17 protein-coding genes are annotated in these 24,162 nt (G+C 47.4%); 10 read left to right on the top strand and 7 right to left on the bottom strand.

The features are described 5' to 3' along the window. Window positions 1–156: 156 nt before the first annotated feature. From L4D06_RS20960 to phaC, 4 genes are all read left to right on the top strand, one after another. Window positions 157–897: an SDR family oxidoreductase gene (locus L4D06_RS20960; RefSeq protein ID WP_274166023.1), complete on the top strand. Its 741-nt coding sequence runs from the start codon at window positions 157–159 to the stop codon at window positions 895–897. A 49-nt stretch (window positions 898–946) separates the two neighbouring features. Beyond that, window positions 947–2,158, top strand: coding sequence for an acetyl-CoA C-acetyltransferase (locus L4D06_RS20965; RefSeq protein ID WP_274166022.1), 1,212 nt, complete (start codon window positions 947–949; stop codon window positions 2,156–2,158). 51 nt (window positions 2,159–2,209) lie between these two features. After that, window positions 2,210–2,557, top strand: coding sequence for a phasin family protein (locus L4D06_RS20970; RefSeq protein ID WP_274166021.1), 348 nt, complete (start codon window positions 2,210–2,212; stop codon window positions 2,555–2,557). Window positions 2,558–2,620: 63 nt separating this feature from the next. Then, a complete protein-coding gene (gene phaC, locus L4D06_RS20975) occupies window positions 2,621–4,441 on the top strand; it encodes a class I poly(R)-hydroxyalkanoic acid synthase (protein ID WP_274166020.1) in 1,821 nt (606 codons plus the stop codon). A gap of 92 nt (window positions 4,442–4,533) precedes the next feature. Here the strand turns inward: phaC and tcdA are convergent, their stop codons facing one another. Further along, complete coding sequence (gene tcdA / locus L4D06_RS20980; protein WP_429741133.1) at window positions 4,534–5,343, bottom strand: tRNA cyclic N6-threonylcarbamoyladenosine(37) synthase TcdA; 810 nt, start codon at window positions 5,341–5,343, stop codon at window positions 4,534–4,536. 83 nt (window positions 5,344–5,426) lie between these two features. Further along, window positions 5,427–6,338, bottom strand: a complete 912-nt coding sequence (locus L4D06_RS20985; RefSeq protein ID WP_274166018.1) for a LysR family transcriptional regulator — start codon at window positions 6,336–6,338, stop codon at window positions 5,427–5,429. Window positions 6,339–6,475: 137 nt separating this feature from the next. On the opposite strand from L4D06_RS20985, the gene L4D06_RS20990 reads away from it, so the two are divergent. The 3 genes from L4D06_RS20990 to L4D06_RS21000 all read left to right on the top strand — a co-directional run bounded on the left by L4D06_RS20990 (window position 6,476) and on the right by L4D06_RS21000 (window position 9,745). After that, on the top strand, window positions 6,476–7,795 hold the full coding sequence (locus L4D06_RS20990) for an aspartate aminotransferase family protein (protein WP_429741135.1): 1,320 nt from the start codon (window positions 6,476–6,478) through the stop codon (window positions 7,793–7,795). A gap of 23 nt (window positions 7,796–7,818) precedes the next feature. Continuing rightward, window positions 7,819–8,652, top strand: coding sequence for a beta-keto acid cleavage family enzyme (locus L4D06_RS20995; RefSeq protein ID WP_429741137.1), 834 nt, complete (start codon window positions 7,819–7,821; stop codon window positions 8,650–8,652). A 124-nt stretch (window positions 8,653–8,776) separates the two neighbouring features. Then, window positions 8,777–9,745: a TAXI family TRAP transporter solute-binding subunit gene (locus tag L4D06_RS21000; protein ID WP_420791240.1), complete on the top strand. Its 969-nt coding sequence runs from the start codon at window positions 8,777–8,779 to the stop codon at window positions 9,743–9,745. Between the two features lie 98 nt (window positions 9,746–9,843). Here L4D06_RS21000 and mltA read toward each other — a convergent pair whose 3' ends face one another. Continuing rightward, window positions 9,844–10,935, bottom strand: a complete 1,092-nt coding sequence (gene mltA / locus L4D06_RS21005) for a murein transglycosylase A (RefSeq protein WP_429741139.1) — start codon at window positions 10,933–10,935, stop codon at window positions 9,844–9,846. A 227-nt stretch (window positions 10,936–11,162) separates the two neighbouring features. Here mltA and L4D06_RS21010 point away from each other — a divergent pair, with 227 nt between their 5' ends. Further along, entirely contained in the window at window positions 11,163–11,384 is a 222-nt protein-coding gene (locus L4D06_RS21010; protein WP_274166014.1) for a hypothetical protein, read from the top strand. A 55-nt stretch (window positions 11,385–11,439) separates the two neighbouring features. Here the strand turns inward: L4D06_RS21010 and L4D06_RS21015 are convergent, their stop codons facing one another. Continuing rightward, a complete protein-coding gene (locus tag L4D06_RS21015) occupies window positions 11,440–11,817 on the bottom strand; it encodes a DUF2850 domain-containing protein (protein ID WP_274166013.1) in 378 nt (125 codons plus the stop codon). A 147-nt stretch (window positions 11,818–11,964) separates the two neighbouring features. Between L4D06_RS21015 and argA the strand changes: the two genes are divergently transcribed. Further along, entirely contained in the window at window positions 11,965–13,320 is a 1,356-nt protein-coding gene (argA, locus tag L4D06_RS21020; RefSeq protein ID WP_274166012.1) for an amino-acid N-acetyltransferase, read from the top strand. Here the strand turns inward: argA and recD are convergent. Together recD and recB are read right to left on the bottom strand one after the other, a co-directional pair. Continuing rightward, window positions 13,286–15,283: an exodeoxyribonuclease V subunit alpha gene (recD, locus tag L4D06_RS21025; protein WP_429741142.1), complete on the bottom strand. Its 1,998-nt coding sequence runs from the start codon at window positions 15,281–15,283 to the stop codon at window positions 13,286–13,288. The genes argA and recD overlap by 35 nt on opposite strands. Continuing rightward, on the bottom strand, window positions 15,270–18,827 hold the full coding sequence (recB, locus tag L4D06_RS21030) for an exodeoxyribonuclease V subunit beta (protein ID WP_429741144.1): 3,558 nt from the start codon (window positions 18,825–18,827) through the stop codon (window positions 15,270–15,272). Before recB ends, recD begins: the two co-directional genes overlap by 14 nt. A gap of 259 nt (window positions 18,828–19,086) precedes the next feature. On the opposite strand from recB, the gene L4D06_RS21035 reads away from it, so the two are divergent. Beyond that, window positions 19,087–20,700, top strand: a complete 1,614-nt coding sequence (locus tag L4D06_RS21035) for a methyl-accepting chemotaxis protein (protein ID WP_274166009.1) — start codon at window positions 19,087–19,089, stop codon at window positions 20,698–20,700. Window positions 20,701–20,754: 54 nt separating this feature from the next. On the opposite strand, the gene recC is transcribed toward L4D06_RS21035, so the two are convergent. Continuing rightward, on the bottom strand, window positions 20,755–24,150 hold the full coding sequence (gene recC / locus L4D06_RS21040) for an exodeoxyribonuclease V subunit gamma (RefSeq protein WP_429741146.1): 3,396 nt from the start codon (window positions 24,148–24,150) through the stop codon (window positions 20,755–20,757). Between the last annotated feature and the right edge of the window lie 12 nt (window positions 24,151–24,162).

Raw genomic sequence — 24,162 nt, forward strand, 5'->3', positions numbered from 1 at the left:
TAATAAATTAATGTTCTACCGAGACTAGTTGAGTTTCCCTAGCCTCAACCCTTACGCGCTAATACTAAAAAATTAACGGTGCCTGTATTTTTGGACTTCCAAATGCAGTTACAGGGGTCATATTTAAATTGCTTGTTGTTAAGAATGGAGTCACCAATGAAGAAACTCGCGCTAATCACCGGTTCAAAAGGTGGTATCGGCTCAGCGATCACAGAGAAACTAGTAGGTGAGGGCTATCGTGTAATTGCCACTTACTTCACGGGAAATCTACAATGTGCCGAGCAATGGTTTGATGAGAAAAAATTCACATCAGATCAAGTGCGCCTTTTCGAATTAGACGTTACCAACACTGCTGAATGTGCAGAACGTCTTCCTACCCTTTTGTCAGAAGAAGGGACCATCGATGTTGTCGTTAACAACGCGGGTATTACTCGAGATGGTCTTTTCAAGAAAATGGCTGCGGAAAACTGGCAGTCAGTCATCGACACTAACCTGAACAGTCTGTTCAATGTTACTCAACCTCTTTTTGCTGCCATGTGCGAGAAAGGCGGTTGTCGCGTCGTCAACATCTCCTCAGTTAACGGACTGAAAGGTCAATTTGGTCAAACTAACTACTCTGCTGCCAAAGCAGGCATGATTGGTTTCACCAAAGCGTTAGCAATGGAAGGTGCGCGTTATGGCGTAACGGCAAACGTTGTCGCTCCTGGTTACACAGCAACCCCAATGGTAGAAGCCATGCGCGAAGAAGTGCTGGAGTCTATCAAAAGTGAGATTCCGATGAAGCGTCTGGCTCGCCCAGAAGAGATTGCGGAAGCAGTCGCATATCTTGCAAGTGATGCAGGTGCTTACATCACCGGGGAAACACTGTCCGTCAACGGCGGCTTGTACATGCACTAAGTCTTGTTCATCAAGACGAGTTACGTGTAAAAAAAAGGAAAGAGTTAACATGGAAAAAGTGTATATCGTTGCCGCCAAACGCACGGCGATTGGCGCATTCACAGGTTCACTAAAAGATACTGCAGCAGGCCAACTTGCAGCCGTCGCTATCAAAGGCGCGCTAGAAGCAGGCAATGTTGCACCTGAAGCTGTCAATGAAGTCATCCTTGGTAATGTTGTTAGTGCAGGCCAAGGCATGGGCATCGGTCGTCAAGCCGCTATTTTTGCAGGCTTGCCAGAAACTGTGCCAGCGTATGCCATCAACATGGTTTGCGGAAGCGGCATGAAGGCAGTTATGGACGCAGTTGCTCACATCCGTTGTGGTGATGCCGACGTCGTTGTGGCTGCAGGCGTTGAAAACATGTCTCAAATCCCATTCGCTGCGTCAGGCTCTCTGCGCGGCGGCCAAAAAATGGGTGATATCGGTTTGAAAGACCTTTTAATCAACGATGGTCTTACCGATGTTTACAACCAATTCCACATGGGCGTAACCGCTGAAAATGTTGCTGAACTCGTCGGTTTAAGCCGCGAACAACAAGACGCTTACGCTCAACAAAGCCAACAGAAAGCCGTTGCTGCAATCGAAGCGGGTCGATTCAAAGATGAAATCGTTCCTGTTGAAGTGAAGCAACGTCGCCAAACTGTTTCTTTTGATACTGATGAATACCCTAAAGCAGACTGCACGCAAGAAGGTCTGGGCAAATTGCGCCCAGCATTTAACCGCGAAGGTTCTGTTACTGCAGGTAATGCATCAGGCCTGAACGATGGTGCTAGTGCCGTTATCGTCGCTTCTGAAGCAGCGGTCAAACGTCATGGTCTAACGCCATTGGCAGAAATTACCAGCTACGCGCAAGTTGGGTTAGATCCGAAAATTATGGGCTTAGGCCCAGTGGGTGCTGTAACCGAAGCTCTGAAAAAAGCCGAGCTATCGATTTCCGATATGGATCTGTTTGAACTCAACGAAGCCTTCGCGGCTCAGGCTCTAGGTGTTGTTCACCAACTGGCTGATACACATAGCGTCAGCCCAGAAGCCATTTTAGAGAAAGCGAATGTAAATGGTGGCGCAATTGCGTTGGGTCACCCTCTCGGTGCATCAGGTAACCGCATTTTGGTATCACTGATCCACGAGTTAGAAAAACGCGAAGGCACATACGGTGTGGCTTCACTCTGTATCGGTGGCGGCATGGGAACGGCTGTTGTCGTGAAACGTGCCAATAGCTAAGTCGATTAAGTTACCCCCTTGGATCTAATTAATATACTCAGGAGAAACACCATGTACACAGATATGTTTAAAGCATTCTCAGAGCAAACTGAAAAAACAATGGCACCTTACGTTAAGTTCAACAAACTGGTTGCTAAAAACGTTGAAACAATCACTGAGCTTCAACTTAGCGCAGTAAAAACTTACAGCGAAATGGGTCTAGCTCAAGTTAAAGCAGCAAGCGGCGTTACTGATGTAACTTCTCTAACTGCATTTGGCGGCCAACAAGTTGCTGCATTGACGAAACTGTCTCAGCAAATGATGGATGACAGCAACAAACTGCAATCTCTTGCTAAAGAGTTTAAAGACGACCTTGAGCAACTAACTGCTGAAAATGTAAAAGCCGTTACTCCAGCTTAAATAAGGTCACCAACCCGCCTTCACTTATGAGGGCGGGTTGTTTCCGATCAAGAGGGTTTAAACATGTATCAGAACTTCTTCTCGGACTACCTTGAAAAACTCCAAGATAGCAACCAGCAATGGTGGAAGGATCTCGAGCAAGGCAAGGCAGCCACAAACACCCCCTTAAATAAAGCGATGCAAGAGCAGAGTATGGAAGATACCGCTAAGCTTCTTGAGGGCGCTTCAAGCCAACCTGCCGCAATGCTGCAAATTCAAATGCAGTGGTGGGAAAAACAAATGGAAATCTGGCAAAACGTAGCGCTTGCCGCTAACAAAGCCAATGTTGTCGCTCCAGAAAAAGACGACAAACGATTCCAAGATGAAAGCTGGCAAGATGAGATGTTTTACAATTTCATCAAACAATCTTACCTACTTTTTGGCCGCACATATTTAGAAACCATCAACGCCGTTGAAGGCTTAGACGAAAAAGCTAAAGAACGCTTAACGTTCTTTTCTCGTCAAGCAATCAATGCCATGTCACCAAGTAACTTTGTAGGAACAAACCCAGAGCTGCTAAAACTCACATTAGAACAAAATGGTGAGAATCTGGTGAAAGGTCTTCAGCAATTACAAGAAGATCTGGAATCTAGCTCTGACATTCTCAAAGTTAGAATGACCAACAACAATGCGTTCCGCATTGGTGAAGATGTGGCAAATACACCTGGCGATGTTGTTTACAAAAACGAACTGTTTGAGTTGATCCAGTACCGTCCAACCACGGAAAAAGTCAATGCAACGCCATTGTTGATCGTTCCGCCGTTTATCAACAAATACTACATTTTGGATCTTCGTGAGAAGAACTCAATGATGCGCTGGCTTGTCGAGCAAGGCCACACAGTATTTATGATGTCATGGCGCAACCCTGGCATTGAGCAGCGTGATGTAGAGTTTGGTGATTATGTCACTGAAGGCGTGGTGAAAGCCGTTAGCGCCATCGAAGACATTACAGGCCAATCACAAATTAATGCTGCTGGTTATTGTATTGGCGGTACAGTGCTGGCTTCAACCATTGCCTACTATGCTGCTAAGCGAATGAAAGCACGTATTAAGTCTGCGTCTTTCTTTACCACCCTGCTTGATTTCGCACAGCCGGGAGAAGTTGGCGCTTACGTTAATGACAACCTTGTTAGTGCGATTGAGCTTCAAAACAATGCTCGCGGATACATGGACGGACGCTCATTAAGCGTGACGTTCAGCTTACTTCGCGAAAACAGCCTGTACTGGAACTACTACGTCGACAATTACCTCAAGGGCAATAGCCCTGTCGACTTCGATCTCCTGTACTGGAACAGTGATAGCACGAATGTTGCTGCTGCAACGCACAACTTCATGCTACGCGAGCTTTATCTTAATAACCGTTTGGTTGAAGACAAAGGCGTTAAAGTTGGTGGAGTGTGGATTGATTTGAACAAAATCAAAATCCCTACCTACTTCATATCCGCTAAAGAAGACCATATTGCTCTTTGGCAAGGCACCTACCGTGGTGCGCTCAACGTCAGTGGCAATAAAACCTTCGTGCTTGGTGAATCAGGCCACATCGCTGGTATTGTGAACCATCCTGCGAAAGGTAAGTATGGTTACTGGGTAAATGATGAACTAAGCGAATCTGCGGATGAGTGGTTTGACTCAGCCGAGCACAATACAGGTTCTTGGTGGACGCATTGGGATAAGTGGCTGGAAGCATACAGTCCGAAAGAGAAAGTTGAGCCTTACAAAGCTGGATCTGACAACTTCCCTGTTTTGACGATAGCGCCTGGCGACTACGTTAAACAAGTGCTACCTATTGCTGTTAAGCGTGACGCTGAAGAAACATCAGAAACCCCTTCTAAAGCTGAAGCATAATTCTGCATTGCCATTCAGATCAAAAAAGGCCACGTAGTGGCCTTTTTTTCTATGTGGTTTTCGTAGCTTAAAGTTCGCTACACAGAACAATATTACTTGGCTGAAGCCTTCGCCGTTAACTTCGCAACAATGCGTGATACCGCGACAAACCCGAACGTAGCTGTGACCATGGTGGCAGCGCCAAAGCCGCTCGCACAATCCATTCGTTTAGGCCCTTCTGCGGTCGCTTTGGTTTCGCAGACACTGCCATCAGGCTGAGGGTATTTGAGTTGTTCGGTAGAAAACACACAATCAATGCCAAACTTACGACCTTGTGTCTTGGTGAAATTATGAAAACGACGCAGGTTATTACGTAATTTCGCGGCCAAAGGGTCTTGAATGGTTTTCGTTAGGTCGGCAACTTGAATTTGTGTTGGGTCGATTTGACCACCAGCCCCACCCACGGTGATGATTTTTATCTTGTTGCGCTTACAGTATGCAATCAACGCTGTTTTGGGTTTGATGCTGTCAATCGCATCTAACACATAGTCAAAATCTTTGGTGATGTACTCGGGAATATTGTCTTCCGAGATGAAATCATCAATTAAATTGATCTGACAATCTGGGTTAATTGCACGAACACGATCTGCCATGACTTCTATTTTGCTTTGGCCTATCGTCCCTGACATTGCGTGAATTTGGCGATTCACATTCGTCACGCAAATGTCGTCCATATCAATCAATGTCAATGCACCCACACCACTACGCGCCAGCGCTTCTACCGCCCAAGAGCCCACACCACCAATACCAATCACACAGACGTGAGCTTGCCTTAATATCTCAAGCTCTGTCGCGCCATATAAACGACGTGTGCCGCCAAAGCGTTGTTGATAGTTTTCTGATGCTGGGGATGTTGTGGTCATACTAAATCGCTCAGTCTTTTGAGTGGTCATCATGGAGTGCGGTTTATACGCGTTTGACGCGAAAATGTCCATTCTCTCAACGTTTATAGGCGCTGAGAAGGCTGGCATCTTGGTCTTATTACTTCACGCTTCAACCAATCAATAACTTGTTTGACGGGCCCTAATCTGCGCTTAAAACCATGGCTAAACAAAAAGTAGCCGTATGCGCTGTCAAAACGCAATGCTAATGGGTTACTGACTACGTCGTTATCTAAATAATCATGAAGTAAAAAATCTGGAATTAACGCCATCCCTTGTTGGTGTCTAACCGCTTCAATCGCCATATAGAAATGTTCGAACCCTGTACCATACGTCGGGCCGCTTGGAGCCACGGAGTAATGGTGCCAAAACTGATTCCAAATCTGAGGGCGAGTGATGTGACTAATGGACGGCAATGAGAGCAATTCGTCGATATGCGAAATTTCAGAAGGCACTTGGCTTTGGTTAACCACCAAACGCAGCCTTTCTCGAATCAGTAACTCTGCCTCTTCTTCTTGAATTGAAAGTGGCAAGCAGTGAATCGCAATATCACTTTGATAATAGTTCTGTGTATCTGCCGTGACGCTCGCCTTCACACCCAGTTCGATATTGGGATGCTGAGCTCGAAACGCATTCAACCGAGGCACCAACCACATACTTGCTACTGAGGGCGGAACCGAAATTTCCACGCGGCTTTTGGTTTCAGAAGATTGCATAATGGTTGACGTGGCGTGCTGAAGGTTTTCTAACGCTTCAACCACTGAAGGCAAGTATCGGCGCCCCGCCTCCGTTAACTCGACCTTGCCACCACTTCGCTCAAACAACGCGCACCCCATCATATCTTCCAATTGCAGGATCTGTTTACTGATAGCACTTTGTGTCAGGTTTAATCGCTTTCCAGCCATTGAAAAGCTCAAGGTTTGCGCGACAACGGTAAAGGTACGCAACGTTTTCATTGGTGGGATCGGCATGGACATCGTTGTCACCTTTCGCTTCTATTATGAATTTTTGGAATACCCTCTGAATTTATATCGTTTGCTGTTCAATTTCCAACCCGCTAATACTTAGTGCAGAAATTTACATTACATCACCTACGCAGCGGATTGAATAAACAATGACACACATACTGCAACGCCATTGCCACTCAAAGCTCCCATCAGTATCAGGGGGTGATGGCGTGTTTCTTATTGATAGCAACGGAAAGCAATATCTCGATGGATGCGGCGGCGCGGCAGTGTCATGCTTAGGGCATAGCCACCAAGGTGTCTTGGGCGCCATTCAAAAGCAACTCATTGCCATTCCATATGCGCATACGGGATTTTTCACCTCCCCTGTCGCAGAAGAACTCGCCGAACGGCTAGCCGATAAAGCGCCCGGCGATCTCAATCATGTTTATCTTGTCAGTGGTGGCTCCGAAGCGGTTGAAGCTGCGCTGAAAATGGCTCGCCAATATTTCATTGAAAAAGGTGAAACATCGCGCACGCGTTTTATTGCACGACGACAGAGTTATCATGGCAATACGTTAGGTGCACTGGGCGTTGGCGGAAACATGTGGCGTAAAGAGCCCTTCGCGCCCTTGCTTCAGAATGGTGAGCTTATTGCACCTTGCTATGCCTATCGTGATAAACGAGCAGAAGAAAGTGATTTTCAATACGGTCAGCGTGTTGCTAATGAATTGGAAGAGCGGTTACTCGCCGTTGGGCCAGAAACCGTAATTGCCTTTGTTGCCGAGCCTGTTGTCGGTGCAACTGCTGGCGCACTGGTTGCCGAAAAAGGCTACTTTAAGCGTATACGAGAGATATGCGATAAATACGGTGTACTACTCATTCTTGATGAGGTGATGTGCGGTTGTGGCCGAACTGGAACCTACTTTGCTTATGAGCAGGAAGATATCGTGCCCGACCTGGTGACATTAGCTAAAGGGTTAGCCGCGGGTTATCAACCCATTGGTGCTGTTATGATCCGCGACAAAATCTACGAAGCGATCTCACAAGGAACGGGGTACTTTCAGCATGGACATACCTTTATGGCGCATCCATTGGCGTGCGCTGCCGCTTGTGCGACGTTAGACGCGTTAGAAGCTGGCGCAATGGCAGAAGTGACAGAGAAAGGACAATACTTAGTCAAACAGTTAAACGAGTCATTCGGCTCGCATCCATTTGTTGGAGACATTCGCGGTCGTGGTTTGTTTATTGGGCTTGAATTAGTACAAGACAAAACCAGTAAACAACCTTTTTCGCCTGACCGTCTGCTCCACCAGCAAATGAAGAAAACAGCCATGGACAACGGGCTGATGTGTTACCCCATGGGCGGAACATTGGATGGCGTAAATGGGCATCACATACTCTTGGCACCACCATTCATTATTACCGACAGTGAAATTGATGAACTCGTGCGACGACTCAGCATCACCATGGACCACGTATTTGCGTGATGCATTTGAATTAAGGACTAATTGTGCACTCAGGAAGAACCATTATTGTCGCGCCTAATGGCGCGAGACGAGGCAAGGATGAACATGGGCAGCTCCCTCTTTCGATTGATGAAATGGGCGTGTGTTTAACACAATGTGCTGATGCTGGCGTCGCCATGGCGCATGTGCATGTTCGAGACGCACAAGGAAAACACTCTCTAGACGTGGGTCTAAACCGAGAGTGGCTCACCGAAATTCGAGCACGTTTTGATTCGCGCTTGGTCATTCAGCAAACCACCGAAGCCGTGGGTTTGTATCAACCAGACGAACAAATAGCACTGGTAAGAGGCACCGAGCCCGAGGCAGTGTCGCTCGCACTTCGAGAACTTCGCCCTAATGCTAGCTTCGAAAAAGATGCCAGCCGCTTCTTTTTTGAACTCGCAGAGCGCAAAATCTATGTGCAATATATTTTGTATGATGCGGCAGATTTATCTTTGTACTTTCAAATGCTTAATGACAACATTTTGCCAAACGTCGGTCATCACCTACTATTGGTACTAGGAAAGTACAAAAAAGGCATGTTGTCTTCGCCAAGAGATTTACTCGACTTCGACATTAAGCGTCTCTCTAATATGGGGATTTCATGGGCTATATGTGCTTTTGGTCGTCATGAACATCAGTGCTTAACGGCAGCCATGTCATTAGGTGGGGATGTTCGGGTTGGATTCGAAAATAATCTAATAAATTTAAGAGGACATCATGCGGAAAACAATGCAGAACTTGTACAGCAAATTTCTGTTTTGTCTCAAAATATGGGTTTATATATCAACTCTGTGGAAGACTTAAGAAAAAATATCTTTCGTAGCTTTGAATCGTGAAGTACATCTCTTGCGATCGAAAAAGCAACTGTCAGATAATTCATTCTCACATAGGAATTACAGTTTTATAACAAGCGGACTCGCACCGCGTTAGTAATCACATCGTAGACAAGGAAAATAAAGCATGAAAGCGTTAAAACCAACACTGGCCGCAATGAGCTTTGCAGCTGCTTTAACCGCCGTGCCTGCACAGGCTAATCAGTTTGTGACTATCGGTACTGGTGGTGTCACTGGTGTGTACTACCCAACTGGTGGTGCAATTTGTCGTTTGGTCAACAAATCAAAGAAAGAGCACGGTATTCGCTGTTCAGTTGAATCAACGGGTGGCTCTATCTACAACATCAACACAATTCGCGCTGGCGAGCTAGACATGGGTATCGCCCAGTCAGACTGGCAGTTCCATGCATACAATGGTTCAAGCAAATTTAAAGACCAAGGCGCATACAAAGACCTGCGTGCTGTCTTCTCTGTTCACCCTGAACCGTTCACTGTTGTTGCTCGTGCAGACGCTGGCATCAAAACCTTTGATGATCTTAAAGGTAAACGTGTAAACATTGGTAACCCAGGTTCAGGTCAGCGCGGTACGATTGAAGTGCTGATGGATGAAATGGGTTGGACAATGGACGACTTTAAGCAAGTCTCTGAGCTAAAAGCAGCAGAACAGTCTAAAGCTCTGTGTGATAACAAAATCGACGCCATGGTCTACACCGTTGGTCACCCAAGTGGTGCGATTCAAGAAGCAACCACAGCATGTGATAGCGTCGTGGTAGAAGTGAACAACACCGCGTCTCAGAAACTGGTTTCTGATAACGATTACTACCGCTCTGCAACTATCCCAGGTGGCATGTACCGTGGTAACGACGGTGATGTAAACACCTTCGGTGTGGGTGCAACGTTTGTTTCTTCATCAGAAGTACCAGACGAAGTGATCTACAACGTGGTTAAAGCTGTGTTTGAAAACTTTGATGACTTCCGTCGTCTTCACCCAGCTTTCGCAAACCTGAAAAAAGAAGAAATGGTTTCTGACGGCCTGTCTGCACCACTTCACCCCGGTGCGGCGAAATACTACAAAGAAGCTGGCCTAATCAAATAATTTGATAGCATTGCTCTGAAAACGAAAAGGCGGGTTTAAAAACCCGCCTTTTTCTTGTCTGTCGAAAAGTAACTCACCGATGTGAATAGGCTTCAAAGCTATTTAGCACCCACATCAGATGCGCCTTCTTCAACGGGCTTTGTGAGCTTCCAAACTCGTCCAAAATGCTTATGATGCCCGGCTTTAATGCCTGCTTCTTCACCCATACCGTGGTACAGGTCAAGGTGGTTTTTCTTCACCGCACCGCCGGTATCAAGCGCCATCAACAGTTTGAGCACATGTTGCCCATTCCAATTGCCTTCCTCATTAAGCTGTGGGATTTCAGCGAGAAGCACACTACCCATTGGTAGGTACTCACGATCAGCAGCAACCGATGCGCCCGACAACAATGGAATGCCAGCAGTTCCCGAGACAGGTGCCGCTGCTTTCGGCGCAAAGAAAACATAAGATGGATTTTGATTCAGCAGTTCAATGACTGTCGCTTCATCTTGCTGAGCAGCAACCCAATCTTTGATTGCTTTCAACGACATCTTTTCTCTAGGGACTTCATCTCGTTCAATCAGCACTTTACCGATACTCACGTACGGGTGACCATTTTTCCCACCGTAGGCAAAATACTCAAGCTGGTCGTCATCACCAAAGTGGATAAAACCACTGCCTTGAACTTCCATAATAAAATTATCGATAAGTGACGCGCTATAGCCTAACTCAAGCCCAAGCCCTTCAAGCGCTCCATTATAGACTTCCTCGCGGGTTGGGCAGCGGTCACCACACACCGGCATGGCATAAACCGGATACTTAAAAACAGCATCAGGTTCATGGCGCATCTCTATCACAGGGGAGAAATACCCGGTAAACAGCACATTACCAAAACCATCGCCCCCTCCCATTTGCTCCAAGCGAATACCATAGTCGGTCAATGCCGTTGGCTCGCCACTTTCTTTCAGCCATGCCTTCACGCTGTCATATAACGGCTGATTCGGAGTCGATAAAGATGGAGACAAGGTTTCTACTTTTTCTAATTGAGCAGGAAACAAGGTGTAATCTTTTGACTTGTCTGATGTGACCAACTCAGTCGGATTGAGTACATCGTTAAAACGTCCATCAACATACTGCTGCCCACGATCGGTAGGGCGAGCACATGCCGCCAAAAGTATAGAAATGCCAACAACACAAAGTGCGCGATTCACGGTTAATCCTGATAGATAAAACAATAAAAAGAGGGTGACAGAAGCCGGTATATTCTGCAAATAAAACCCAGTAAACCCTTACTTTTGGTCGCGCTCAGAATGCGATCGAGCTCGAATGCCATTCACTTTGAAACATTCTGTCACATTAATGTCATCAAAATTGGTTCTAATCATTCGTAATGAAAGTGTCTTAAAAATTAAACATTCATTTCAAAAAGGAGTTCGAAGTGGAACTAAAGATTGGTCGCAAAACACTATTAGATATAGATTCGATTGAGTATCAGTGGATTCGAACGCTTGCCAGTGATGGAAGCAGTACTGAAATGATCAATACCAGTATTCGTCGTTGCCTTGGGGGAAATGATGATGTTGCGGATCGTATTCGACAAGTGGCATTGGGGCAGTCGTCAGTGACAGAGTTACTCCGCGTACTCCCAAGCAATTTCTAAGTTCTGATGTGAATGCGTTGAAACGAATGCTTCAACCGAGCTTAACTCATAAAAGTTAACGCACCTTGGTAAAAGGCGTACTGTAGTGATAAGGCTTCTCCCGTTGAATGGTCTCTGCGTCTTCAACAACATAGAGGTAAGTGTTATTGCCAACGGTATAAATTAACTTTTTGCCTGTAAATTCATAATGACTTGTCGTGCGTGCCCCTTTGATATAAATACCGTCTCGACGCACCTCAAAACGATCGGCGGCATACGGCGCAACGCCCTGCTCTATCCATTCACCGTAAATGACAGTGGGATCTGCATCCTCAAAAATGGGAATATCATTAGCGACCAAAAAACCTAAGGTTCCGGCGATCAACAAAACAAAGAGCGCGACAGCCTGTCCAACAATGCCCACAAATACCATCTCACCAATGAGAAAAAACACCTAATTATTAACTATCATATTATAAAAACTCTGTAACTGCTGATAAAGGTAGACATCAATAGTTTGAAGGCGTATCACTCCACTTGCCAAGACAAGAATAGTTAGTCACAATTGAAGCATATAAAATCATAATAATGGAGTAAGGTGTTGAAACTTCGTAGTACAGCACTTGTAAATGGATTTAGGCAGTCAGCGCCTTATGTGAACGCACACCAAAATAAAACCATTGTCATCATGTTGGGTGGTGAAGCGATCGCGGACAGCAACTTTGGCAACATCGTCAATGATATTGCACTTCTCAACAGCCTTGGTCTCCGCCTTGTATTGGTATATGGTGCGCGCCCTCAAATTAGCCAACAATTAGAAAAACAAGGGCTAGAAACGCCGTATCATAATAGTGTACGAGTCACAGATTCTGCATCGCTTGAGGTCGTAAAACAGGCGGCAGGACAATTACAACTCGATATCACTGCCCGCCTTTCCATGAGCTTAAACAACACGCCCATGGCAGGAGCACAAATCAACGTCGTGAGTGGAAACTTTGTCATCGCTCAGCCCCTGGGGATTGATGACGGTATCGATTTTTGTCACAGCGGCCGGATCCGCAGGATCGACATCGAAGGGATCCATCGCCAACTCGATCAACGTGCCATCGTATTATTAGGGCCCGTTGCCAGCTCTGTCACTGGCGAATGCTTTAACCTCACCTCTGAAGAAATTGCCACTCAACTCGCCATTCGGCTCAATGCGGACAAACTGATTGGTTTCTGTTCGTTGCAAGGTGTGATAGGTCCTAATGGCAATGTCTTGTCTGAGCTATTTCCCCATCAAGTGGAAGAAATACTGCAACAACGTGAATTAGCAGGAGATACACAATCAGGCACGGTTCGATTCTTACGCGGCGCGACAGCTGCATGCCGTTCAGGCGTGCCAAGAAGTCACTTACTGAGTTACAAAGTGGACGGTTCGTTGATCCAAGAACTGTTCTCGATTGAAGGGATAGGGACCCAAATTGTTACTGAAAGCGCAGAGCGCATTCGCCAAGCCACCATCGATGACATTGGAGGGATATTAGATCTCATCCGCCCGCTGGAAGAACAAGGTATATTGGTGCGCCGTTCTCGTGAACAGCTTGAACAAGAAATTCCCCGCTTTACTGTCATTGAGCGAGATGACCGAATCATAGGTTGCGCAGCCATTTACGCCTACCCAGAGTCCCAGAGTGCGGAAATGGCCTGTGTGGCTGTTCATCCCGAATATCGCGATAGCGAGCGAGGAACGCGTTTGCTGCAATACATAAAACACCAAGCATTGCAGGACGGATTAGAAACCATTTTTGTGCTCACGACACGCAGTATCCACTGGTTCCGTGAGCACGGTTTTGAGGAAGCCGACGTTAGCGCGTTACCTGATGCGAAGCAGCAACTCTATAACCTGCAACGCCGCTCAAAGGTGCTTACGCTTGACCTTAACGATCACGTAATGCGTCTGCCAGCCCACTAAACCTCTGCGTTTTACGTCGTATTGCCCGCGTCAAACTGGCGCGGGTGGTATAAACGTCTAACCGAGATTTAGCGCGCGTAACACCGGTATACACTAACTCTCTCGTCATCACTGGCGTCGGTGTCGGCGGCAAAACCAAAAGCGTGTGATTGAATTCAGACCCCTGTGATTTGTGAATCGTCATCGCGTAAGCGGTTTGATGCTCAGGCAAGCGGCTGGGCAAGAACGCCTTCACCGTCCCGTCGGACATTTCAAATACCACCCGCAATCCATCTTCGTGTTTCACCACAATGCCGATATCACCATTGTATAGCCCAAGTCCGTGATCGTTTTGCGTCACCATAACAGGCCTTCCGGAATAGAACGCTTCCTCACCCGGCGCAATTAAGCGCTTGGCTGACAGTGCCTTTTCAATGGCGGTATTCAGCCCTTTTACGCCAAACGGCCCATCTGACAGCGCGCACAGCAACCTCACATTAGAGAAGTGGCGCAGTATCTGTCTGTGTTCTTCTCCGGCTAGTAACGCATTGAGATAATCACTGTAACCTTCGACAGCCTGCGCGATAGCATGACCATAAACGTCGCCATCTAAGTCGTGCAACGCAATATCTGAAAAACCTTGTTTCAGTACGTTTTCCACTTGATGAGGGTTACCCGCATTAATGGCGTAAGCCAACTGGCCAACACCGGATCGCGCGTGGAATCGATAGCTCTTTTTCAGCAAACACACACCGTCAGATACCGCCGGTACGTTCTCGTGCCCCTGCAATGCAAATCCGGTGAGTGAAGACAACTGTGCCGCACGCTCAGGGCTATACCCAATCTCTGCGCCATCACAAATATCACCCAATACGGCACCTGCCTCAACAGAGGCCAACTGATCGCGATCGCCCAGCAAAATAACCCGAGCATGATTGGGTAACGCTGACAACAATCGCGCCATTAAAGGCAAATCGACCATCGACGCTTCATCGACCACCAGCACATCAAGGTGAAGGCGATTTCCTTCATGATGTCGAAATTCGACGCGATGAGGAATGGCACCAAGCAAACGGTGAATCGTTGAGGCTTGTGCTGGAATTTTCTCGCGAATACTCGCCTCGACAGGCAGAGCCGCCACAGCCTGACCAATGGACTCAGTGAGACGGTTTGCCGCTTTTCCGGTGGGTGCCACCAGCTTAATGTCCAGCCCCGTCGCTTTTTCACTACTGCTGACCAGTGCCGCCAGCAATTTGGCTACCGTGGTGGTTTTCCCTGTACCTGGGCCACCTGATATCACGGTAAATCCGTAGCTCAAAGCAACGGCTGCCGCGACTTTCTGCCAATTCAAACGAGCATGATCAGGAACAAGAGACAAAATGGCATCGTGGTTTGCGCCCGATGCAACCAAGGCGCTAATGGCATCAATATCAACGAGATTAGCATCTATAATATCGAAGAAATCCACCAACTTTTGCGCACGTTCTTCCTGAGGCCATAATGGAAACTGAGCTTTCAAGAAGCTAATGTCAGGGGTAAATAACGTGTCCAACAATTGGCGAGTTTGAACAGGGAGCACAAGCGCATCAACGCGCTTGCTAATTTCAGCAACAACCCGTTGTTCAGCAGCCCAATAGCGGTGCAAATAAAGCCTAGAACCATTCAGAACCAGTGGTGTTGCTTTCGCCCCAGTTCCCACGACAAGGCTCTGCGTCATTGCGGATAGTGCTTGTTCAGGTTGAAGCAAGGCTGCGACTCGCGCAGATTCTGCCGCAGGCAAATCGAACAATCTTGTAGGGTCTATGGTCGCGAGATCCACACACACATTGCCTTTGCCTAATTCAAAGCTCACCAATGCCGCCCAGCCTGAAATCGAGGCATCGTGATCTGCTAGCTGATCAGCAATAAAGCACGCGAACTGGCGATCTATCGCTCGAATAATGCCTCGCTTATACAAGGCTTGTAGCATTTCACTCATCGCCATTTGAGCTATCTCCGTTGGTAAACAGCACATCTAACCCGTCGATCAGTGAGTAAGAAGGTTTGGTATAGAAAATGCCATGGCGCGTATCGGCTTCAATACCTCGCACAAACAAGTAGTACACACCGCCAAAGTGGCGTTCAAAATCGTAATTAGCAATCCGTTGACGAAGAAATCGATGCAGAGCCAGCGAATATATCTGGTACTGAAAATCGTATCGATGATCGATCATGGCTTGATTCAACGCTGCTTCGGTGTAATCCGCTGGCGAATCCCCCAAGTAATTGGATTTCCAATCGAGCACGTAGTATCGCCCTTGCCAACAAAACACGAGGTCAATAAAGCCTTTAAGCATGCCGCTTGCGGTATCAAACCCTAAGTCAGAGGCTTGAGCCGATAAAGGATCATGAGTTTGTATCAAACGATTGACTCGACCACACTGCAATCGCTCAACGGGCATGACGAACTCCATCTCGGTTAAGCGAGCTGGCGCATCAATCTGAGACAGGGTTAATTCTTGTTCTCCTAGCGACTGTGCCACCACGTCTGTGAGTAGACGCTGCAATACGGGAACCCATGCCTCGTCATAGTTTTCGAGTGCTAGCGCATGGCGGATCATGTCTGCTACCTCGTCGCTGTACATGTCCTCGCCAAAATCGACATTTTCAAACAAGGTGTGCAAAAACGTACCGGGACGCGCACCCCGGGGAAATTGGAAAATAGAACCATATTGGTCGATCGGCTCTTCATCTTCATGACGCTCATCTGCGGCATCAATGTCAAAAGCTGGCAAGTCAGGCAATGCCGAACTGTGGCCCTGTTTCACCAGCCCTGAGTAGCTGGTCAAACGCCAATCTCTTCGAATGGTACCTTTGAAATGCTTGGCTGCAATGATGTCATCTTTGTGCTCTAGCACGGCAAGCTTGCCGGTGTCCGCAGGCGGTTCTACCACCGAAAACTGTGGCAGTTCTTCAACCAGCGCCGCCACAGAGGAATGCAGCGTATCTGCATCTCCCGCTTCGCCTTGTTGGATCAAATAACCCAATGCCGACTTATGCAGCCCTGTATCACCCGTGGATTTACGGCCATCTTTTAGCGGCGCTAATCCAATGAAGCAACCGTAAACGGCTCGAGTCAATGCCACGTAAATTAAACGCAGATCTTCAGCTAGACGCTCTTTGTCGGCCAACTCAATGGCAGGTTCAGGATTCGACAGCGCCAAAGTGGGCGTATTCTCATCATCGTGGAAGAATGGTCGATCTGACGGTCTAAAGTTGCACGCAAAAGGCAGATACACCAAATCGTATTCCAAACCTTTTGATTTGTGAATGGTGACTATCTGCACCAAGTCACGTTCAGATTCCAAGCGCACTTGCTGCTCTTCACTGTTGCCGTTTGGCGTGTCGATGTGATCAGCAAGCCAGCGGATCACTGCGTGATGACTATCAAGGGTTTGACTGGCCTGTTGTAACAATTCACCAAGGTGAAGCAAATCAGTCAGTGAGCGCTCACCCTCTTCTTCCAGTAACAATCGCTCTGCAATGCCGCGTCGCTGCATCATCTGACGTAACATGGGCAATATGCCACGAGAAAACCACACTGACTGATAGGTAGAAAACTCAATCACCGCTCTCTCCCATGCTTTTTCATCATGGTTAAGTGAATCAAGTTCTGTCGCTGTCAGCGCAAACAATCCACTCGCCAGCGCTGCTCGAAGTGCTCGTTCATTATCAGGCGACAGCACCGCCGCCAATAGCCGTTGTAAATCGGCAGCTAGGGCGCTTGAAAACACGCTACTGCGATTGGACAAATAGACCGACGCAATACCTTGTCTTGCCAAGGCTTGTTTGACTTTCGCCGCTTCACTACCCGTTCTCACCAACACGGCGATGTCACTGGCCTGAACCGCTTTTCTGTTTTCACCTTTGCAAAAATGCGCACGATCTTCATCACCCGCACTCAGAATTTCGCGAATGCTGGTTGCCGTGGCCAAAGCCATCGTGGCTTCGTAATCATTCTTACTCACTAAGTCACGAGCTTCTGGTAACCAAAACGTCAGCGCTGCTTGTGGCGAATCATCCAAGTGCCAATGTTTCTGGTCCGCACCCGGAGCATGGTCAACCGCGATAAACGGAATGTCATTGTCATAAATGAATGGGGCATTCGCATGAGCAAAAACACGATTCACAGCTGCGACCATGTTGGCAGTTGAACGCCAGTTAGTGCCCAGATTGTAGTGATCAGCGATTTGTCGACGCGCATGAATGTAGGTAAATATATCTGCACCGCGAAACGCGTAAATTGCCTGCTTTGGGTCGCCGATCATAAACAGGCCACATTGAGGCGCATCAGCATAAATATCACTGAAAATTTGATATTGCTGAGGGTCGGTATCTTGAAATTCATCAATCATAGCAACAGGAAACAAAGTACGAATCCGTTCCGCCAAGACCCCTTCGCTGTCTTGAACTAACGCCTCTGACAATTGTGATAACAAGTCGTCAAACGATAGCCAACCAAAACGTCTTTTCTCTTTCGCCAGCAATAAACGCACTTCACGAATCGCATGCGCCGTTAAGGCATCTTTCAGTGTTGGAGGAGACGCTAGCAATACATCAATCGCCTCAAACACCGTGTGGGTCGGTACTGTCCCTTTTTTGGTTTTTTCACTCAGCATGGATGCAGAGAAGCGAGACAAATTATCCGGAAGATCATAGTCCTGCGTTTTCACCTGAGCCCATGCGCCAACTTCACCGAGCCAATTCGGTAAGGAGCGCTTGCTATAGCTGCGTTTGTCCACGCCTGAGCCTGAAATTAGCGCTTCCAGATCTGCGCTGGCTTCTCGCCATTCCGCTTTAACGTTCTCGATACGGGCAAGGTTGTCTTTGTGCAATTCAGCGAGATCGTCCGGCATATCTGGGGCTTGAATACTGACCAGAGGCCCAGACAAGTACACACTAATATCGTGTAACAACGCGAGCGGTGCTCCCCAATAACTGCGCACAACACCTGCTAATGACTTAGGTAACGGATAGAACTGACGTCGCCAGAAATCTGAAACAGCGCGCTCTCGCAGCGTTGATTCATCGGTAATAAATTCATTGCTAAACAAACTGCCGGACTCAAACGCATTCTGCGTCAACATACGCTGACAAAAACCATGAATGGTATATATCGCGGCTTCATCCATTTGACGCTCTGCCTGCAACAGTAATTGCTCGGCATGTTTATGATCCGGAACCTCTTCAAGTAATGGCGCTATCACTGGGTCATGACTCTCACCACGGCTAAATGCAAGGCGTGCATCATGGATACGTGCTCGGATACGGTCGCGCAACTCTTGCGTAGCCGCTTCCGTAAAGGTAACCACCAGAATTTTATCAACCGTTAAGGGGGTTTCATGTGCCGACGTATCCGTGCCATGCCCTAGCAACAAACGAAGGTATAAGCCAGCAATGGTGAACGTTTTCCCTGTACCCGCAGAGGCTTCGATTAATCGATGACCAAAAAGCGGAAATGACATGGGATGAAGAGGTTGGGTTGGCATGAAATGTCGACTCAAGTGAGAGGAATAATCAGATTTTATCAAGTATGAGCGTGATTGTAAGTGAAATGACAATGCAGACTTTACTGACATCAAGGTTTTAAAATTTAGGCATACTACGCGCAGAAAAAAATGTATGCGATACAACTCACAATATAACCACTCTCATCCCAAGCGCATCTATTGATACACCACTCAAATTAGGCCACCCTTAATGTTTCATATTTGTTATATCACACACATAAACTGAGCCTTTTTTAGTATGAAGTTTGTTACAAACCTTACATTTAGAAATAAGTTGCTGCTTATTGTCGGAATTTCAGTGATTAGCATTATTCTACTTACCGCTTTTCAAGTGCGAAATTTGCACCATGACCTTCTCCAAGAGAGAAAAGGAAACTTGATGCAGACCATTGATATTGCTTGGCAAATCGTCGACAAGCACTATCAAGAAGATGCGTCGAAAGAAGGGCTAAAAAGTGCGATGGCAGCATTGCAGCCCTTACGTTTTGGATCCGATGGCTACTACTTTGTCGTCGACGAAAAAGGCTCAATGCTTGCTGGTTCAAAAAGCTGGATTGGGCGCGATTTCAACACATTCCGCGACAGTAACGGCAGCGCAGTACTTCGTAACATGCGACAGGCTGCACAGCCGTCAGATGGCGGATTTAGTAGTTACTGGTTTGCAAAACCAGGCGGCAATACAGCGATTGAAAAAGTCAGTGCCATAAAACGCCACGCACCTTGGGGGCTTCTGATCGGTACTGGCATTTATATCGACGATCTTGAAGCTTTGGTTTGGCAAGAAGCAGGAAAATCGGCACTGGTGGCGGCTTCGTTCACTTTAATACTCATCATATTGGCGACTGCGCTATCACGCATGCTGGTGACATCCATTCGTGAAATCCAGCGAGCCTTAAGCGCCGTAGCGGAAGGTGATCTCACCGCGAGAGCCGACGTCAACAGCGAAGACGAACTCGGCGAAATGGCACGTAACCTCAACGATGCTTGCCAGCAACTGCAGACCTTATTGGCTAACGTGGACACCACACTCCACCAGCTCGATAGCGATAGCAATACCATGGCAAATTTGGCTAACCGTTCAACGGACGGCATTCGAACTCAAAGCCAAGAATTAGACTTGGTTGCAAGTGCGATGGAAGAGATGTCATCGGCTATCAAAGAAGTCGAGGCCAGCACGCTGACGGCGCAAAATAGCACGCGTCACTCACGCGTTCTGGTAGGCGAAGCCGAGAATGCACTGTCTGTCTCTCTTAACAAGTTTGAAGAAGTTAACCGCGATGTGATTGATGCAGAGCGAAACATTCGCGAACTTGCTGCATCTAGCGACCAAATCAGTGATGTTGTTACTGTGATCAATGACATTTCAGAGCAAACCAATTTACTGGCATTGAATGCCGCCATTGAAGCTGCCCGCGCGGGCAGTGCAGGTCGTGGATTTGCTGTAGTGGCGGATGAAGTCAGAAAGCTCGCACACTCAACCAAAGAGTCCACCACTCAAATCAATGCCATCATTGAGAAGCTACAAGAGCGCGCTCAGATAGCAGCGAAAATCATGAGTAGCGGCACAGACAAAACAGCCCAAAGCCTTGATCATGCTCGCCAAGCAAAAACACAACTGACCTCATTGGCAGACTTAATTAATGATTTGGAGCAGCTAAACACGGCCGTCGCGACATCAACATCTCAACAAGCAAGTGCATCTTCGGAAGTCGCTCGTAGCGTTGTGAACGTTAGCGACATTTCACACAACAACCGCGATGCCAGTGAAGAAACCCTCGCACTCAGCGACAAAGTAAAATCACTAAGTGATACAGGCCGCAGCCAACTATCTAAGTTCAATATTACTGCTTAAAAAGCCTTGCGCAGTTAACCGCACAAGGCAAAAGAGAAGACTGATGAGAAATTATCAGTCTTCTTTCTTTTCGGCTCTTATAGCGGGAAGGAGTACTTGTTGCCCCCATGAGAGAACATCGCTCAGCAACTGCTCATCCGCTTGTGGCCACACTCGCATCACGTAGGTATTCTCGCCTTCACCTGTTGTCATGTAACCACTATCAAACGCTGCACACATCTTGATTTTGGCTTTTTCCCACGTCACCTCATCATCAGACCAATTGCCAGCTTTATCCATACTCGCCAATAGTCCTGCAAGTGCGGTATTCGGCAAATAAGGAAGAGGCCGCTCAGTGCCTAAGTAATACTGTTCAAGGTAAAAGCTCAAATAGCTCAAAGCTTCATTGGCATCAATGGGCGTTAATACGACGTCTTCATCAACCCCTATAAAATGCGTTTCGCTTTTATCACCCGCAGCACATTGGCACAGATGATCGATCCACGCAGCCAGTCTGTCTCGCGCACGGATTTTCCCGCTTCGAAACAGCACTCGTCCAGCGCGATAACGCTCATCAAGCCAACCTTGTAATAATACCGTACCGCGAGAAGTTGGAATCGACAGGTTTATTTCGAGTGGTTGACGACGTTCTGAAAAATGCGGTTTTAATCTGTCGTATAACCCAAGGATGCTGGCTTGTTCACTTTCTAACGTCAGCTCACCAAAGTGACTCAATGGAAGCGTCCCGCTGGCTTTTTGATGTTGATAGAAGTCTGTTAGTGATTGCTCACTGTTGCCGTATTCAATGATGTGAGACAGCAGAGCATCGCGCAATTTATAACGCTCGAGGTTATCCAATGAAAACGGCTCGGCATCTTCCATTGCACCGTCAGGCGCTTCGAAAAAGACTTTCAATCGACGATTGAAGAAGTACTGCACGGGCAAACGCCAAAAACGCTGGAGTTCGGCTAATTCAACAATGCGGGCATCATCTTCACTCTCAGCAACCAACTCTTCGGTCCCCAAGAAAGGGGCAGCAAGCTCACCTTCACCTTTTGCAGCGGGGAGCCACTCTGACGCATAGCTTTGTCTGTCCCCTTCAAACGCGAGGCGACTGAACGGAACCAAAGGGTTGTGATGAACCAAATGCTCAATGAGGTTTTCGCCCGACGCATGTTCAGGCAACGCATTGTCACTCTGTAAACAATAACCCTGTCGACAGTAATCAAGTAGTTCAGTGATCAACACCGACGGTACTTTTACGGAGTTATCTTGCACTGAACGTCCAACATAGCTGATGTATAAACGCTGCTGCGCCGACTGAAGTGCTTCAAGGAACAGGTAGCGGTCATCATCACGTCGAGATCGGTCGCCAGGTCGCGTTCGCCCCGCCATTAAATCAAACCCGACAGGCGCAATCGTCCTTGGGTAATCGCCATCATTCATGCCTAGAAGGCAAACCACATTAAATGGGATAGAACGCATTGGCATCAAGGTACAGAAGTTCACCTGACCGGCAAGAAAACGCTGACTAACACGCTCTCCACCCAATTTTTCTTTCAAATAATCACGAACAATGGCCAAAGAAAGCGGTTGAATAAAACTCGCATCATCGAGTTGAGTTAGCCAATTATCGAGCTGATCACGTATCAGCTTTCCTGCAAGCTCTTCGTCGGTGTCCAGTGCAAACATATCATCAAACAATGCGGTCAATGTAGCGACCCAGTCTTGCCCAATTTGAGCCTGACTCAGCGCAGCTTGTGCACCATTAAGAACACGGAAGAATTCGCCCAACTTACCCGCGACATCGGCTTCTAATCCCTGAACCTCATCATAGGCAAGCACATCATTATACAAGCCGCGATCACTTGGCATGGCATAGCCAAGCAGCATCCGATTCAAACCAAATTGCCACGTATTTTGATGCTGGTGGGGAAGCGAAAAATGAGTGGCAGTATCGTCATCAAGCCCCCAGCGAATGCCCGCTTCTTCTACCCAAAACTTCACTTTTTCAAATTGACGGTTATCAAAACCAAAGCGGCGAAGGACAGAAGGCACTTCAAGGATTTCCAACAAGTCTGCAGCGCTGCACCGACTATCAGGCAAACTCAGCAATCGCAAAAATGTGGTAAGAATTGGGCTTTCCTGATCGGCACTGCGGTCAGAGATAGAGAAAGGAATGTAGCGCTCACCCGGCGCATTACCAAACACTGCTTGAATCGCTGGGCTATAAGCATTGATATCGGCCACCATCACCACGATATCACGAGGGGTTAGCGAGGGTTCAGACTCCAACATATCCAGCAGTCGATCGTGAAGGACTTCGACTTCTCGCATCGGGCTATGACAGACTTCAATGGTGAGCGAACGGTCATCCGGCGAAATTGACTGCTTACTCTCACTGGTCGAGGTTTCTTGAATATCACCCGGCTCTATCAAATCCAGAATGTCTGCTTGAATATTCTGAAGCAAGCTTTCACGTTGAATATCAACAAAGCCCTGATCGACCTCTTGGCATTGAAGCTCAGAAATCAACAGCAGATTGTCTCGTCCTAGTTTGCCCATTGATGCCAACAAACTGTTGCCCACTTCCGCTGCAGCATCTCCACCGCCAAACGCCAAAGAAAACTGCGCAGGCTCATCACCTGTATTGATCCGGCTAACTCGACTCTCCATTGCCGCATCACGTTTAGCTAAGTAGCGCTTGTCTCGAATGTCTCCCCAGTAATAACGACAGGGGTTGGTAAACATGTAATGCACATCGATGTGCTGCCCCAGGGCTTTCAGTGCATCCAAGTAGCGCGGCGGCAACGCCGAAATTCCAAACACAAAAACGCGTTCAATACCGGCCAATCCATCAGGTTTAGTCACATGGGATGACAATGTATCGATGAACTCTTCATACAGATTTGCACGGTGGAACGGTGACTGGCCCTGCTGTAGTGTGTAATCGTAAAGCGCCTGCCAAAGTTGAGGCTGCCAACTTTTCTCATCGGCAAGCTCAGGCACGGGTTGTTCATTCTCCCACGCTTTTATCCACTCAGGGCGATACACCAAATATTGGTCATAGATATCCGCAATTTTCCCCGCAAGTTGGTATAGCTTCTGTTCGTCGGTATCATCCTCAAGATAACGCTTAAGTTCATCGAAATCAGGCGTATCGAGCATGGACGGCAACACTTCCATGAGCTTCCATGTCATTGCTTCTTTATTGAAAAAGCTACGTTGAGGAACCCCTTCCAATAGATGCGTAAACATCTGCCAAATAAACGTAGCAGGCAGCGGAAATTCGATGTTAGCAACAATACCTTGCTCTTTAGCCATCTCTAGCTTTAGCCATTGGGCCATGCCAGGGCTTTGCACCAAAATGATTTCTTTTTGGAACGGATTTTCGAGCGGCTTCTGCTGAACGATGGCGACCAGCAGACTTTTCAGTAAGTCTACTTGGTTAGAGTGATAGACAGTGAACACGAGGCAAGACTC

Origin of the sequence: Enterovibrio makurazakiensis, from assembly GCF_050336585.1 — a bacterium.
Classification (GTDB): domain Bacteria; phylum Pseudomonadota; class Gammaproteobacteria; order Enterobacterales; family Vibrionaceae; genus Enterovibrio; species Enterovibrio gelatinilyticus.

Excerpts from the sequence above, each read along its gene's own strand:
- L4D06_RS20960 (WP_274166023.1), top strand. The coding sequence starts at position 157 with ATGAAGAAACTCGCGCTAATCACCGGTTCAAAAGGTGGTATCGGCTCA.
- L4D06_RS20965 (WP_274166022.1), top strand. The coding sequence starts at position 947 with ATGGAAAAAGTGTATATCGTTGCCGCCAAACGCACGGCGATTGGCGCA.
- L4D06_RS20970 (WP_274166021.1), top strand. The coding sequence starts at position 2,210 with ATGTACACAGATATGTTTAAAGCATTCTCAGAGCAAACTGAAAAAACA.
- phaC (WP_274166020.1), top strand. The coding sequence starts at position 2,621 with ATGTATCAGAACTTCTTCTCGGACTACCTTGAAAAACTCCAAGATAGC.
- tcdA (WP_429741133.1), bottom strand. The coding sequence starts at position 5,343 with ATGACCACAACATCCCCAGCATCAGAAAACTATCAACAACGCTTTGGC.
- L4D06_RS20985 (WP_274166018.1), bottom strand. The coding sequence starts at position 6,338 with ATGTCCATGCCGATCCCACCAATGAAAACGTTGCGTACCTTTACCGTT.
- L4D06_RS20990 (WP_429741135.1), top strand. The coding sequence starts at position 6,476 with ATGACACACATACTGCAACGCCATTGCCACTCAAAGCTCCCATCAGTA.
- L4D06_RS21000 (WP_420791240.1), top strand. The coding sequence starts at position 8,777 with ATGAAAGCGTTAAAACCAACACTGGCCGCAATGAGCTTTGCAGCTGCT.
- recD (WP_429741142.1), bottom strand. The coding sequence starts at position 15,283 with ATGGCGATGAGTGAAATGCTACAAGCCTTGTATAAGCGAGGCATTATT.
- recB (WP_429741144.1), bottom strand. The coding sequence starts at position 18,827 with ATGCCAACCCAACCTCTTCATCCCATGTCATTTCCGCTTTTTGGTCAT.
- L4D06_RS21035 (WP_274166009.1), top strand. The coding sequence starts at position 19,087 with ATGAAGTTTGTTACAAACCTTACATTTAGAAATAAGTTGCTGCTTATT.